Annotated in this window: 12 protein-coding genes; 5 read left to right on the plus strand and 7 right to left on the minus strand. The window is 71.8% G+C overall.

All coding sequences use genetic code 11. The features are described 5' to 3' along the window. Nucleotides 1-88: 88 nt before the first annotated feature. From QSJ60_RS16835 to rplJ, 3 genes are all read right to left on the minus strand, one after another. On the minus strand, nt 89-1,189 hold the full coding sequence (locus QSJ60_RS16835) for a BMP family lipoprotein (RefSeq protein ID WP_230764611.1): 1,101 nt from the start codon (nt 1,187-1,189) through the stop codon (nt 89-91). A 235-nt stretch (nt 1,190-1,424) separates the two neighbouring features. Continuing rightward, on the minus strand, nt 1,425-1,817 hold the full coding sequence (gene rplL / locus QSJ60_RS16840; protein ID WP_189085699.1) for a 50S ribosomal protein L7/L12: 393 nt from the start codon (nt 1,815-1,817) through the stop codon (nt 1,425-1,427). Nucleotides 1,818-1,860: 43 nt separating this feature from the next. Further along, entirely contained in the window at nt 1,861-2,376 is a 516-nt protein-coding gene (gene rplJ / locus QSJ60_RS16845) for a 50S ribosomal protein L10 (protein WP_189085698.1), read from the minus strand. A gap of 356 nt (nt 2,377-2,732) precedes the next feature. On the opposite strand from rplJ, the gene QSJ60_RS16850 reads away from it, so the two are divergent. Together QSJ60_RS16850 and QSJ60_RS16855 are read left to right on the plus strand one after the other, a co-directional pair. Next, nucleotides 2,733-4,463 carry an MDR family MFS transporter gene (locus QSJ60_RS16850; RefSeq protein ID WP_285464709.1) on the plus strand — a complete coding sequence of 577 codons (1,731 nt, stop codon included), beginning with the start codon at nt 2,733-2,735 and terminating at the stop codon, nt 4,461-4,463. Between the two features lie 10 nt (nt 4,464-4,473). Continuing rightward, nucleotides 4,474-4,911 (plus strand): MarR family winged helix-turn-helix transcriptional regulator, encoded by a 438-nt coding sequence (locus tag QSJ60_RS16855; protein WP_189085697.1) that lies wholly within the window; start codon nt 4,474-4,476, stop codon nt 4,909-4,911. Between the two features lie 76 nt (nt 4,912-4,987). Here QSJ60_RS16855 and QSJ60_RS16860 read toward each other — a convergent pair whose 3' ends face one another. Next, a complete protein-coding gene (locus QSJ60_RS16860; protein ID WP_285464711.1) occupies nt 4,988-6,547 on the minus strand; it encodes a sensor histidine kinase in 1,560 nt (519 codons plus the stop codon). Continuing rightward, nucleotides 6,544-7,284, minus strand: coding sequence for a response regulator transcription factor (locus QSJ60_RS16865; RefSeq protein ID WP_189085696.1), 741 nt, complete (start codon nt 7,282-7,284; stop codon nt 6,544-6,546). The genes QSJ60_RS16860 and QSJ60_RS16865 overlap by 4 nt, the downstream gene beginning before the upstream one ends. A 200-nt stretch (nt 7,285-7,484) precedes the next feature. Here QSJ60_RS16865 and QSJ60_RS16870 point away from each other — a divergent pair, with 200 nt between their 5' ends. From QSJ60_RS16870 to QSJ60_RS16880, 3 genes are all read left to right on the plus strand, one after another. Further along, nucleotides 7,485-7,898: an SIP domain-containing protein gene (locus tag QSJ60_RS16870; RefSeq protein WP_285464713.1), complete on the plus strand. Its 414-nt coding sequence runs from the start codon at nt 7,485-7,487 to the stop codon at nt 7,896-7,898. Nucleotides 7,899-8,194: 296 nt separating this feature from the next. Then, nucleotides 8,195-9,712: an ABC transporter permease gene (locus tag QSJ60_RS16875; RefSeq protein WP_285464715.1), complete on the plus strand. Its 1,518-nt coding sequence runs from the start codon at nt 8,195-8,197 to the stop codon at nt 9,710-9,712. A 74-nt stretch (nt 9,713-9,786) separates the two neighbouring features. Next, nucleotides 9,787-10,458, plus strand: coding sequence for an ABC transporter ATP-binding protein (locus QSJ60_RS16880; protein ID WP_285465365.1), 672 nt, complete (start codon nt 9,787-9,789; stop codon nt 10,456-10,458). 156 nt (nt 10,459-10,614) lie between these two features. Here the strand turns inward: QSJ60_RS16880 and QSJ60_RS16885 are convergent, their stop codons facing one another. After that, nucleotides 10,615-11,655, minus strand: coding sequence for a sugar phosphate isomerase/epimerase family protein (locus QSJ60_RS16885; RefSeq protein WP_285464717.1), 1,041 nt, complete (start codon nt 11,653-11,655; stop codon nt 10,615-10,617). Continuing rightward, nucleotides 11,652-12,521, minus strand: coding sequence for a sugar phosphate isomerase/epimerase family protein (locus tag QSJ60_RS16890; RefSeq protein ID WP_285464719.1), 870 nt, complete (start codon nt 12,519-12,521; stop codon nt 11,652-11,654). The genes QSJ60_RS16885 and QSJ60_RS16890 overlap by 4 nt, the downstream gene beginning before the upstream one ends. Nucleotides 12,522-12,556: the final 35 nt, after the last annotated feature.

The following is a 12,556-nucleotide window of genomic DNA, read 5'->3' on the forward strand; positions in this document are numbered from 1 at the left end:
CGTGGCGCGGGCCTTTCGTTCGGGTGCGCGGGGTGCGCGGGCAGGGGGATGCGCGGGAGCGCGAGCAGTGGCGGAGCGGATGGCCCGCTCAGGCCTTCGGGGACGAGGGCGATTCGACGACGAACTCTCCGGAGACGATCTGCTGGCGCAGTTCCTCGACCTCGTCGAGCAGGGCCGGATCGATGCGCGACTCCCAGTCGTGGGTCGGCGCGATGCCGACGCCCTCGTTCTCGAGCGTGCCGATGTAGGGGGTGCTCGAGAAGTCGCCGGCGGCCGCCGCGAGGGTGACCTCTTCGGCCGCGGTGGTGAGGTTCTTCAGCACCGAGGTCAGGTAGTACTGGCGGAACTTCGGCACGGCGTCGTAGACGTCGCCGTTCACGCCGATGATCGCGAGGTCGGTGCCGCGCTCGTCGGCGACGGCGGCGCTCGCCTCGAACAGGCGCCCGGCGACGGGCATGATGACGTCGGCGCCCTGGTCGAGCAGACCCTCGGTGAGGGTGCGCGCCTTGATCTGGTCGTCGAAGCCGCCGACGAAGAGGCCGTTCTGGGCGGCCTTGTCCCAGCCGAGCACCTTCACGTCGGTGCCGTGGGTCTCGTTGTAGTGCGCGACGCCGTCGGCGAAGCCGTCCATGAACACCGTGACCGAGGGGAACGGCATGCCGCCGTAGGTGCCGACCGAGCCGGTCTTCGTGACGCCCGCGGCGAGGTAGCCGGCGAGGGCTGCAGCCTGGGCGGTGTCGAAGAGCACGGGCTTCACGTTGTCGAGCGCGAGCGGCGCGCCCTCGGCGTCGGTCACGGTGCTGTCGATGAGCGCGAAGTCCACCTCGGGCGCCTGCTGCGCGGCATCCCGGGTCGCGTTCGCGAGGGCGAAGCCGACCGTGACGATGAAGTCGCAGTCCTGCTCGACGAGGCCCTGGATGTTGCCCGCGTACTGGTCCTCGGTGTTCGAGTCGGCGGTGAGCACCTTCGTGCCGAGCTCGTCGGCGGCGGCCTTCACGCCCTCGTAGGTGAGCTGGTTGAAGTCCTTGTCGTCGAAGCCGGTGATGTCGGAGACGGCGCAGGGGGTGAAATCGCTCGCGGCGGCCGCGTCGTCGCTCGACGTCGGCGCGGCGCCGCAGCCGGTGAGGAGGAGGGCTGCGGCGCCGACGGTCAGGCCGGCGGCGAGCAGGGGTCGGGGGAAGCTTCGCATCATGACGTCCTTGTCTGGGGGCGGAGGACGCGGGGCACTCGCTCCCCGCGCAGTATGATGTTATACCTCTCGGTCGACGAAGGCAATGGTCGATGATCGCCGACCGCGGGCCGGGCGCGCGGGCCAACTCTGGAACGACGGATGCCCCGTGCCGAAGGAATCGGCACGGGGCATCCGTGTACTGCAGCGACGTTCGTCGCCTCAAGCGGGGTGCACTCGCAGGGAGTGCGCCGGATTACTTGAGGGTGACGGTGGCGCCGGCCTCCTCGAGGGCGGCCTTGGCCTTCTCGGCGGTCTCCTTGTTGGCGCCCTCGAGGACGGCCTTCGGAGCACCGTCGACGACGGCCTTCGCCTCACCGAGGCCGAGCGAGGTGAGCTCGCGGACGACCTTGATGACCTGGATCTTCTTGTCGCCGGCGGCCTCGAGGACGACGTCGAACGAGTCCTTCTCCTCCTCGGCGGCGGCGTCGCCACCACCGGCGGCGGGCGCACCAGCGGCCGCGACGGCGACCGGGGCGGCGGCGGTGACCTCGAAGGTCTCCTCGAACGCCTTGACGAACTCCGAGAGCTCGATGAGGGTGAGCTCCTTGAACGCCTCGAGCAGCTCTTCAGTCGAAAGCTTTGCCATTTTTCTCTCCTTGTTGTGTACTCACCGCAGCGTGGCTCGCGCCTTACGCAGCGGACTCCTGCTTCTCGCGCAGCGCGTCGACCGTGCGGACGGCCTTCGACAGCGGCGCGTTGAACAGATATGCGGCTCCGAACAGCGAGGCCTTGAAGGCACCGGCGAGCTTCGCCAGCAGCACTTCGCGGGACTCGAGGTCGGCGAGCTTGCCTACCTCTTCGGCGGTCAGGGGCTTGCCATCGAAATAGCCGCCCTTGACCACGAGGAGGGGGTTCGCCTTGGCGAAGTCACGCAGCGACTTCGCGACGGCGACGGGGTCGCCGTGCACGAACGCGATCGCCGACGGGCCCGCGAGGGCGTCGTCGAACGCCGAGATGCCGGCGTTGTTCGCGGCGATCTTGGTCAGCGTGTTCTTCACCACGGCGTAGCTCGCGTCCCCACTGATGGACTTGCGCAGCTCCTTGAGCTGGGCAACAGTGAGGCCGCGGTATTCGGTCAGCAGAACGGCGGTCGAGCTCTGGAACATCTCCTGGAGCTCGGCAACCGCGGCTTCCTTGTTCGCCATGGCCACTCCTTGTGTCTTCATCGCGCATCGCGGTGACGATGCACGGCCTGGGAGCGCTGGCATGAAAAAAGCTCCGGCGCAGACGCGCGGAGCTTCGGGCCGGAGAATTCCGGAGAGACTTCGTCACACCTGCGCGGGCCCCTTGCTCTCGCAAGAACTTCGGTCGAACCCCTTCGGGCACGACGACCAGCGGTCTTTGGCTCGGATCAGCGTACCCGACCCCGCGCCATCCGCCAAATCCCGCCCGCGCAACGGAATCGCACACCCGGGGAATAGTTGACCAAGGTCGATAGTTGACGTACATCAACGACAGAGTTATCGTTGACGCACATCAACTTTCTACGAGGACTACTTCTTTGACGTCTCAGCTCACCGCCTCGACTACCGAGGCACCCCGCTCCGCCCGCGAGGTGTTCACCGCACTCTCCGGGCTCATCATGGGCATGTTCGTGGCCGTGCTCTCCGGCACGGTTGTCTCGACCTCGATGCCCGTCATCATCGCCGACCTCGGCGGCGACCAGTCCGCCTACACCTGGGTCATCACCGCGAGCCTGCTCGCGACCGCCGTCTCCACCCCCATCTGGGGCAAGCTCGCCGACCTCGTCGACCGCAAGGTGCTCCTGCAGCTCGCGCTCGGCCTCTTCGTCGTCGGCACGGCGATCGCCGGCCTCGCGCAGGACACCGGCATGCTCATCGCCGTCCGCGTCGTGCAGGGCCTCGGCGCCGGCGGCCTCATGTCGCTCGTCATGATCGCGGTCGCGCTCATCATCTCGCCGCGCGAGCGCGGCAAGTACATGGGCGTCGTCGGCGGCATCATGGCGCTCGCCACGATCGGCGGCCCGCTCCTCGGCGGCGTCATCACCGACGCCTTCGGCTGGCGCGCGAACTTCTTCATCGGCATCCCCTTCGCGGTCGCCGCGATCATCATGATCCAGCGCACCCTGCACCTGCCGAAGCCGAACCGCGCGCGCGTGCGCATCGACTACCTCGGCGCCGTGCTCCTCACCGTCGGCGTCTCCGTGCTCCTGATCTGGGTGTCCATGGGCGGCAGCCAGTTCGAGTGGGACTCCATGCAGAGCTACCTCATGATCGGCGGCGCGGTGCTCGCGCTCCTCGCCTTCATCGTGACCGAGTTCTTCGTGCCCGAGCCGATCGTGCCGATGTCGCTGTTCCGCAACCGCACCTTCACCCTCTCCGTGATCGCCTCGATCTCGGTGGGCGTGGCGATGTTCGCGACGAGCGTCTTCCTCGCGCAGTACTTCCAGCTCGCCCGCGGAGCGACCCCGACCGAGTCGGGCCTCATGACGATCCCGATGATCGTCGGCCAGATGGGCGCCTCGATCGGCATCGGCCAGCTCGTCTCGCGCTTCGGCAAGTGGAAGGGCTGGATGCTGCTCGGCTCCGCGCTCATCATCGCCGGCGTGAGCCTCATGTCGACCCTCCGCTACGACACCGACTTCCTCTGGGTCTCGGTGTACATGGTGATCCTCGGCGCCGGCCTCGGCATGGTCATGCAGAACCTCACGCTCATCGTGCAGAACGACACCCCGGCCTCGCAGCTCGGCGCTGCGAGCTCGAACGTGAACTTCTTCCGCTCGATCGCCGGCACCATCGGCGTGACGATCATGGGCTCCGTGCTCGCCAGCCAGGTGACGACCCACATCACCGACGGGCTCGCGAAGTTCACGCCGTCCTCGGCCGACGAGGTCGCGGCGCTCAAGGGCCTCGCGTCCGGCAACGTGCCGAAGGTCGGCGAGCTCCCCGACGCGATCCGCGTGATCGTCGAGGGCGCCTACGGCCACGGCATCGCCGACGTGTTCATCATCGCCATCCCGCTGGCCGTGCTGAGCCTCATCGCGATCGCCTTCCTGCCGAACAAGCCGCTGTCGACGAAGAACGCCGCGCAGTCGCTCGCCGAGGAGGCCGAGGAGGTCGCCATCGACCTCGCCGAGGCCGAGACCGGCTCGCCGGTCACCGCCTCGGTCGCGATCGGGCGGGCGGATGCCTCGCGCGAACCGCGCACGGCGGCGGATGCCGAGGCATCCACCACCGCTTCGGAGGGCGAGCCGGCCCCGGCCCGCAAGTAGCATGAGTGCCATGACCGAGTCCTCCGTCGACGAGGCGATCGCGCGCGTGGAAGACCAGCTCTCCGTCGTGTTCGGTCGCGCCCGCACCGTGTGGAAGGAGGCGGCGCAGCAGATCCACCCCGAGCTGAACCCGGCCGGCTACAAGCTGCTGTCCACCGTCGTGCGACTCGGTTCCACGAACGCCCACGTGCTCGCGGAGCTGTTCGACATGGACAAGAGCGTCGTCAGCCGCCAGCTGCGCATGCTCGAGGAGGTCGGCCTTCTCGAGAGCCGCCCCGACGAGCGCGACGGGCGGGTGCGCGTGCTCGTGCCGACGCCCCTGGCGCTCGAGCGGGTCACCTCGGTGCGCGCGCGCAACCAGTCGCGCCTGCACGCCGCGCTCCGCGAGCGCACGCCCGAGGAGCTGCTGCTCTTCGCCGAGATGCTCGGCGTCCTCGCCGACGCGTAGACCCGGTCGGCACTCGACTCGAACGGCCCGTCCCCTCCCGGGGGCGGGCCGTTCGGCGTCGCCGGCGGGCTTCCGCTCAGGCGGCGGGGGCGAGCGGGAGCTCGACCGTGAAGACCGTTCGGCCGGGCTCGGACTCGACGGAGACCGTGCCGTGCTGCGCCTCGACGACGGCCCGCACGATGGCGAGACCGAGGCCGGTCGACCCGGCCCGGCGGGAGCGCGAGGCGTCGCCGCGGGCGAAGCGCTCGAACATCGTGTCGCGCACCTCCTCGTCGATGCCGGGGCCGTCGTCGGCGACCTCGATGCGGACGACGCCGGGGTCCTCGCCGTCGCCGGGTTCGGGGGTGACGGTGACGTGCACCGCGGTGCCGGCCGGCGTGTGCACCCGCGCGTTGGCGAGCAGGTTCGCGAGCACCTGGCGGAGCCGGGCGTCGTCGCCGGAGACCTCGACGGGACCCTCGGGCACCTCGACCGACCATTCGTGGTCCGGGCCGGCGACCTGGGCGTCGCCGACGGCGTCGACGACGACGGTGCGCAGGTCGAGCCGACTGTGCACGAGCTCCCGGCCCTCGTCGAGGCGGGCGAGCAGCAGCAGGTCCTCGACGAGCTCGGTCATCCGCAGCGACTCCGACTCGATGCGGGAGATCGCGTGCGTGACGTCCTCGGGCAGCGTGCCGCCGTGCAGGCGGGTGAGCTCCGCGTAGCCGCGGATGGAGGCGAGCGGGGTGCGCAGTTCGTGGGAGGCATCCGCCACGAAGCGGCGCACCTTGCGCTCGGATTGCTCGCGCGCCGAGAGCGAGCCCGAGACGTGCCCGAGCATGCGGTTGAACGCGGTGCCGAGCCGGCCCACCTCGGTGCGCGGGTCGTCGACCGGCACTCGTTCGTCGAGGTCGACGTCGCCGCGGTCGAGCGGACGCTCGGACACGGCGAGCGCGGTGTCGGTCATCCGCGCGAGCGGCACGAGGGCGCGGCGCACGATGAGGGTGCCGAAGGCGATCGCGAAGAAGAGGCCGGCGAGCGCGACGAGGGCGATGGTGAGGGCGAGCTGCCCGGTCGCGCGGTTCACGCCGGCGAGCGGCAGCGCCACCACGACGTTCAGCTGCGGCAGCACCGGGGTCGCCATCGCGCGGTACTCGCCGAGCTGCCCGCCGAGGGAGACGGTGTGCGCCCGCCCGTCGGCGGCCACCTCGCCGAGCTCGGCGACCGCCCCGCTCTGGAACGTCAGCACCTGTCCCCCGTCGGCGATGTAGCGGGCGCCGTCGACGGAGCCGTCGTGGTTCACGAAGGCCGCGATCGTGCCCGCCGACTGGCCGGGCACGTCGAGTGCGAGGCCGACGTCGCCGCCGGGGGTCGGCACGGCGGCGATGCCCGTCGCGGCGCGCTGCAGCGAGGTGCGCAGGTCGTCGTCGACGCTCTGCACGGAGGAGCCGTGGAAGACAGTGACGCTGACGACGCCCACGACGACGCTGACGGCGGCGAGGAGGGCCGCCATCGCGACGACGAGGCGGCGTTCCAGGGTCCAGCGACGGCGGGCGGATGCCTCGGCGTCGGCGTGCGCCTCGGCATCCGCGCCGTCGCCGCGCTCGGCCCGCGCCCGCGACTCCGCCGCGTAGCCCGGGTCGCCCGGCCGCGTCACTCCGCGGCCTTCAGCAGGTAGCCCGCGCCGCGGACCGTGTGGATCATCGGCGTGCGGCCGGCGTCGATCTTCTTGCGCAGGTAGGAGATGTAGAGCTCGACGACGGACTCCTTGCCGCCGAAGTCGTACGACCAGACCCGGTCGAGGATCTGCGCCTTCGAGAGCACCCGGCGGGGGTTCCGCATGAGGTAGCGGAGCAGCTCGAACTCGGTCGCGGTGAGCTCGATCAGCTCGCCGTCGCGGTGCACCTCGTAGGAGTCCTCGTCGAGGGTGAGGTCGCCGACGCGGAGCACCGGGTCCTTCGCCTGGGCGAGGGTGAGCGTCGAGCGGCGGATCAGGCCGCGCAGACGGGCCACGACCTCCTCGAGGCTGAACGGCTTCGTGACGTAGTCGTCGCCGCCGGCGGTGAGCCCGGCGATGCGGTCGTCGAGCGCGTCCTTCGCGGTGAGGAAGAGCACCGGGGTCTCCGCACCGTCGGCGCGCACCCGCTGCAGCACCTCGAGCCCGTCGATGTCGGGCAGCATGATGTCGAGCACGATCGCGTCGGGGCGGAACTCGCGGGCCACCTTCACGGCGGTGAGCCCGTCGCCCGCGGTGCGCACGTCCCAGCCCTCGTACTTCAGCGCCATTTTCAGCAGCTCGGTGAGCGAGTGCTCGTCGTCCACGACGAGGACGCGCACCATCGAGCCGTCGGGCTTCGCGATCTGCGGCGCGCGGGCGGGTGCGGGGGTGCTCATGCTTCCAAGTATCCGCGTCGGGCTATGCGTTGGCTATGACCCGGCTGTGCGCTCCCCTGGTTCCCTGAGCCTGGTTCCCTGAGCTCGTCGAAGGGAGCCGACCCCGTGGTTCCCTGAGCTCGTCGAAGGAACGCCCGCCCGCTTCGACGAGCTCAGCGAGCACCCTTGCGGCTTAGGTAAGGCAAACCTAAGCTACTGCCATGCTGTGCTTCCTCCCGAACCGCCGGCCGGACCTCGTCGACGACGGGCCGCCTCCCCGCCGCCACCTGCTGATCGCGGCGGGCGCCGCCGACCTGCTCGAGGTGAGCCGGGTGCTCGCCGTCGCCCCGGTCGACGTGCGCGGATTCGTGGCGCTGGAGTCCGACGGGCCGATCCCGGCGCAGCCGATGACCGCCCCGGAGGGGGTCGCCGTCCGCTGGTTCCGTCGGGAGGGCGCCGCGGGGGCGGCGTGCGTGCGCGCGGCCGACGCGTGGCTCGACGAGTGGATGCGCGCCGACGAGGACGCCCGAGCGGAGTACGCGATCTGGATCGGCTGCGAGGGCAGCGACCTCGTCAGCGGCTTCGTGCACGCCATCGGGCTCGAGCTCGCGGCGAACCGCGCCGGCGAGGCCTGAGCCGCCTGGTTCCCTGAGCCTGTCGAAGCGGGGGGGCGTTCCCTTCGACGAGCTCAGGGAACCACAGGATGGTGCGCTGAGCCCGTCGAAGCGGGGGGGGGTGTTCCCTTCGACCAGCTCAGGGAACCACGGGATGGTGCGCTGAGCCTGTCGAAGCGGACGGGGCTCCTTCGACCAGCTCCCCTTCGACAGGCTCAGGGAACCGGGCACCAGGGAGAACGCATAGCCGGGCCAAAGTCCCGCCATAGCGGGCGTGCCTAGCGTCTCGTCGACCCCCATCGACGAGAGGACCCCCCATGTTCTTCACCTTCCTCCGGCGCGAGCTCGCCGGCAGGCGGAGGCAGACCGCGATCGTCGCGATCGGGATGGCGATCGCCATCGCGCTCGTGATGATCGTGAACGCCGTCTCCACGGGCATGCGCGACGCCCAGGCCGAGGTGCTGCAGTCCGTCTACGGCGTCGGCACCGACCTGACGGTCACCGCGACGCCCACCGCGCCCGGCGAGGGCGGCGCCGCCGGCGGCCCGCAGCGCTTCGAGTTCGACGCCGGCGCCGGGCAGACCGCCGACGGCTCGACGGCGCTCAGCCAGTCCCGGCTCAGCTCCGGGCCCGGCAGTCAGACCTTCGACGCGACCGCGCTCGACACCGTGCAGGCGATCGACGGCGTCGAGGCCGCGGCCGCGACGCTCGCGCTCGAGAACGTCACCTTTTCCGGCGAGCTGCCCGCGATGAGCCAGGACCAGGGCGGCACCAACGTGCAGACAGCGCCGGATGGCGGCGGTGCGCCGCCGCAGGGCGGCTTCGACGGCGCCGGCGGCAGCGCCTTCGACGTCGACCGGGTGACGGTGCTCGGAATCGACCCGGCGGGCGCCGCCGTGGGCCCGCTGTCGGCGGCGGCCGTCGACGAGGGACGCGGGCTCGAGGCATCCGACGCCGGCCAGGCGGTCGCCGTGCTCGACGCGAGCTACGCGGCGAGCGCCGGACTCGCCATCGGCGACGCGATCGAGCTCGGCGGGACCGAGTTCGAGATCGTCGGCACGGTCGCGTCGACCTCCGCCGACGCGACGACCGCGTCGAACGCGTACGTGCCGCTCGACCTCGCGCAGTCGCTCTCCGGCCAGGAGGGCAAGGTCAGCGACGTGTACGTGCAGGCCGCCTCGGCCGACCGGATCGACGCCGTGCAGGCCTCGATCGAGGAGGCGCTGCCCGACACGAGCGTGTCGACCCAGTCGGACCTCGCGGCGCAGGTGTCCGGTTCGCTCGGCAGCGCCTCCGCGCTCATCTCGAACCTCGGGCTCTGGGTCTCGATCGCCGTGCTCGCGGCGGCGTTCCTCACGGCCATCCTGTTCACGATCCAGGGCGTCACCCGCCGCACCCGCGAGTTCGGCACGCTCAAGGCGATCGGCTGGCGCAACCGCCGCATCGTCGGTCAGGTCGCGGGCGAGTCCCTCGTGCAGGGGCTCATGGGCGGCGCGGCCGGACTCGTCGTCGGCCTCGCCGGCATCTGGGTCGTGAACCTCCTCGGGCTCACCCTCGGCGGCAGCACCGGCGGCGGGTTCACCGCCGGCGGTCCCGGCGCGATGCAGGGAGCGGATGCCTCGGCCGGCGCCCCTCCCGGCGGGATGACCGGCGGCCCGTTCGGCGCGGCCTCCAGCCAGACCGCGACGGAGGTCGTGCTGAGCGCCCCGGTCACCATGAGCGTCATCGCGATCGCCGTCGGCCTCGCCGTGCTCGGCGGACTGCTCGCCGGCGTGATCGGCGGCTGGCGCGCCGCCCGGCTGCGGCCGGCCGAAGCCCTGCGGAGCGTCGCATGAGCGCCGCGGCATCCACTCCGACCAGCGCCACGAGCGCCCCGCCGAGCGACCCGACCCAGAGGAGCACCGCCGCCATGTACCGGCTCGACCACGTGACCAAGCAGTACCAGGGCAAGCGCACCGTGACCGCGCTGAAGGACGTGACGCTCGAGATCCCCGCCGGGCAGCACGTCGCCATCCAGGGCCCCACCGGTGGCGGCAAGTCGACGCTGCTGCAGATGCTCGGCGCGCTCGACCGGCCGACGAGCGGACGGGTGGTGCTCGGGGACGCCGAGCTGTCGCACCTGCCCGACGCGAAGCTCGCCCGGGTGCGCGCCGCGCAACTCGGCTTCGTGTTCCAGGGCTTCAACCTGATCCCGACCCTCACCGCGCAGGAGAACGTCGAGGCGGCCCTCGCGCCCATCGGCGTCGCCGCGGCGGAGCGCACCCGGCGGGCCGGCGAGGCGCTGGCCGCGGTCGGACTGGCCGACCGGGCCGGGCACATGCCGGGCGAGCTGTCGGGCGGGCAGCAGCAGCGCGTCGCGATCGCCCGGGCGCTCGTGAAGGAGCCCGAGGTGCTGCTCGCCGACGAGCCGACGGGCGCCCTCGACGAGACCACGCGCGACGAGATCCTGCAGCTGCTCGAGGGCATCCGCCGGGATCGCGGGCTCACCCTCGTCATCGTGACGCACGACTCGGCCGTGGCGCGGCGGGCGGAGCGGCGGCTGCACCTCCACGACGGGGTGGTGACGGAGGGGGCCCGCTGAGCCCGGCGGTTCGCTGAGCCTGTCGAAGCGGCGGAGTTCCCTTCGACGAGCTTAGGGAACCAGCGTGGTTCGCTGAGCTCGTCGAAGCGGTGGGGCTCCCTTCGACAAGCTCAGGGAACCAGCGTGGTTCGCTGAGCCCGTCGAAGCGGGCCGGCGCTACTGGTTCGAGAACACTGCGTCGAAGGCGGCGGTCGGCCGGGGGAAGAGCTGCTTGCGGACGAACTCGAGCGCCTCGGGCGCGCCGTGCAGGCGGTCCATCCCGGCGTCCTCCCACTCGATCGAGATCGGCCCGGTGTAGCCGATTCGGTCGAGGGCGCGGAACGCGTCCTCCCAGGGCACGTCGCCGCGCCCCGTCGAGACGAAGTCCCAGCCGCGCCGCGGGTCGCCCCACGCGAGGTGCGAGCCGAGGATGCCGGCGCGGCCGGTGGGCGGGCGGAGCCGGGTGTCCTTGCAGTCGACGTGGTAGATGCGGTCGGCGAAGTCGACGATGAAGCCGATCGGGTCGATGCCCTGCCACATCATGTGCGAGGGGTCCCAGTTGAAGCCGAACGCCTCCCGCCGGCCGATCGCCTCGAGCGTGCGCACGCTCGACCAGTAGTCGTAGGCGATCTCGGAGGGGTGCACCTCGTGCGCGAAGCGCACGCCCTCGGCGTCGAACACGTCGAGGATCGGGTTCCACCGCGTCGCGAAGTCCTCGTAGCCGGCGTCGATCACCGACTCCGGCACCGGCGGGAACATCGCCACGTACGGCCAGATCGCCGAGCCGGTGAAGCCGACGACGGTGTCGACGCCGAGCCGCCGGGCGACCCGCGCGGCCCGCTTCATGTCCTCGGCGGCCCGCTGCCGCACGCCCTCGGCGTCGCCGTCGCCCCAGGTGTACCGGCGCACGATCGCCTCGTGCCGGAAGTCGATGGGGTCGTCGCAGACGGCCTGGCCGGTGAGGTGGTTCGAGATGGCGTGCACCTCGAGGCCGTGCCGCTTCAGGAGCTCGACCCGCTCGGCAAGGTAGCCGGGCTCTTCCTCGGCGAGCTTCAGGTCGAGGTGGTCGCCGGAGCAGGCGAGCTCGAGCCCGTCGTAGCCCCAGCCGGCGGCGAGCCGGGCGACCTCCTCGAGCGGGAGGTCGGCCCACTGCCCGGTGAAGAGGGTGACGGGGTGGCCCCCGTTCGCGCCCGTCGAGGATGCGGTCGTGTCGGTCATGCCCCTGCCCTTTCGTCCTGCAGTGCCTGGAGGTAGCGGATGCTGCGCGCGGCGAGCTCGTCCTGCGACGCGGCGAGCGGGCGCCAGACGGAGGCGGCGACCGCGATGGTGGCGTTCTCGCCCGTGAAGCTCTCGAGCCCGAGCGGGCCGGCGTAGCCGGCGTCGTCGAGGGCGTCGAGGAAGCCCGGCCAGTCGAGGTGGTCGTCGCCGACGGGGCCGCGGTCGTTGCCGCAGACCTGCACGTGGGCGAGGTGCTCCCCCGCGGCGCGGATGGCGTCGCCGATCGAGCGCTCCTCGATGTTCAGGTGGTAGCTGTCGAGCGCGAGGCCGAGGCCGGGCCCGAGCAGCGGGCCGAGGGCGTCGAGCGCCTGCTCGACGGTGTTCACGAGGCTCGTCTCGTAGCGGTTCAGCGGCTCGACGGCGAGGCGGATGCCGCGGGCCTCCGCCTGGCGCACGACGGGCGCGAGGTTGCGGCGGAGCTCCTCGATCCGCTCGCAGCGCTCCGCGGCATCCATCCGCCACGCCCGTCCGGTCGCCGAGGTGAACGGGCCGGCGACGACCTGCGCGCCGAGCCGTTCGGCGACGCCGAGGCAGTGCACGAGGTAGTTCTGCGTCGCGACGATCTCGGAGCCCGGCGCCGCGAGGAGGTTGCGGCCGGGGCCCATCGCGCCGACCACGATCGGGGCGAGCCCGTGCCCGGCAAGCACCTCCGCGGCCCGCTCGGGCGCCCAGTCCCCCGGCTGCTCGACGGGCAGTTCGATCGCGCCGAAGCCGAGGCCGGCCGCCTTCGCGGCGAGCTCCAGCAGGTTCTCGTCGGTGAGCGGCGACGCCCACACCCAGGTGTTCACGCCGATGATGCGGCGCATGCGGCCTCCTCGCGGCGCCCCGCCCTCGCCGGCGC

This window comes from Agromyces sp. NBRC 114283 (genome assembly GCF_030268405.1).
GTDB lineage: Bacteria > Actinomycetota > Actinomycetes > Actinomycetales > Microbacteriaceae > Agromyces > Agromyces mediolanus.

What these genes read in the sequence shown, in the direction of transcription:
- QSJ60_RS16835 (WP_230764611.1), bottom strand. Translation starts at nt 1,189, where the DNA reads ATGCGAAGCTTCCCCCGACCCCTGCTCGCCGCCGGCCTGACCGTCGGC.
- rplL (WP_189085699.1), bottom strand. Translation starts at nt 1,817, where the DNA reads ATGGCAAAGCTTTCGACTGAAGAGCTGCTCGAGGCGTTCAAGGAGCTC.
- rplJ (WP_189085698.1), bottom strand. Translation starts at nt 2,376, where the DNA reads ATGGCGAACAAGGAAGCCGCGGTTGCCGAGCTCCAGGAGATGTTCCAG.
- QSJ60_RS16855 (WP_189085697.1), top strand. Translation starts at nt 4,474, where the DNA reads ATGACCGAGTCCTCCGTCGACGAGGCGATCGCGCGCGTGGAAGACCAG.
- QSJ60_RS16865 (WP_189085696.1), bottom strand. Translation starts at nt 7,284, where the DNA reads ATGAGCACCCCCGCACCCGCCCGCGCGCCGCAGATCGCGAAGCCCGAC.
- QSJ60_RS16870 (WP_285464713.1), top strand. Translation starts at nt 7,485, where the DNA reads ATGCTGTGCTTCCTCCCGAACCGCCGGCCGGACCTCGTCGACGACGGG.
- QSJ60_RS16875 (WP_285464715.1), top strand. Translation starts at nt 8,195, where the DNA reads ATGTTCTTCACCTTCCTCCGGCGCGAGCTCGCCGGCAGGCGGAGGCAG.
- QSJ60_RS16880 (WP_285465365.1), top strand. Translation starts at nt 9,787, where the DNA reads ATGTACCGGCTCGACCACGTGACCAAGCAGTACCAGGGCAAGCGCACC.
- QSJ60_RS16885 (WP_285464717.1), bottom strand. Translation starts at nt 11,655, where the DNA reads ATGACCGACACGACCGCATCCTCGACGGGCGCGAACGGGGGCCACCCC.
- QSJ60_RS16890 (WP_285464719.1), bottom strand. Translation starts at nt 12,521, where the DNA reads ATGCGCCGCATCATCGGCGTGAACACCTGGGTGTGGGCGTCGCCGCTC.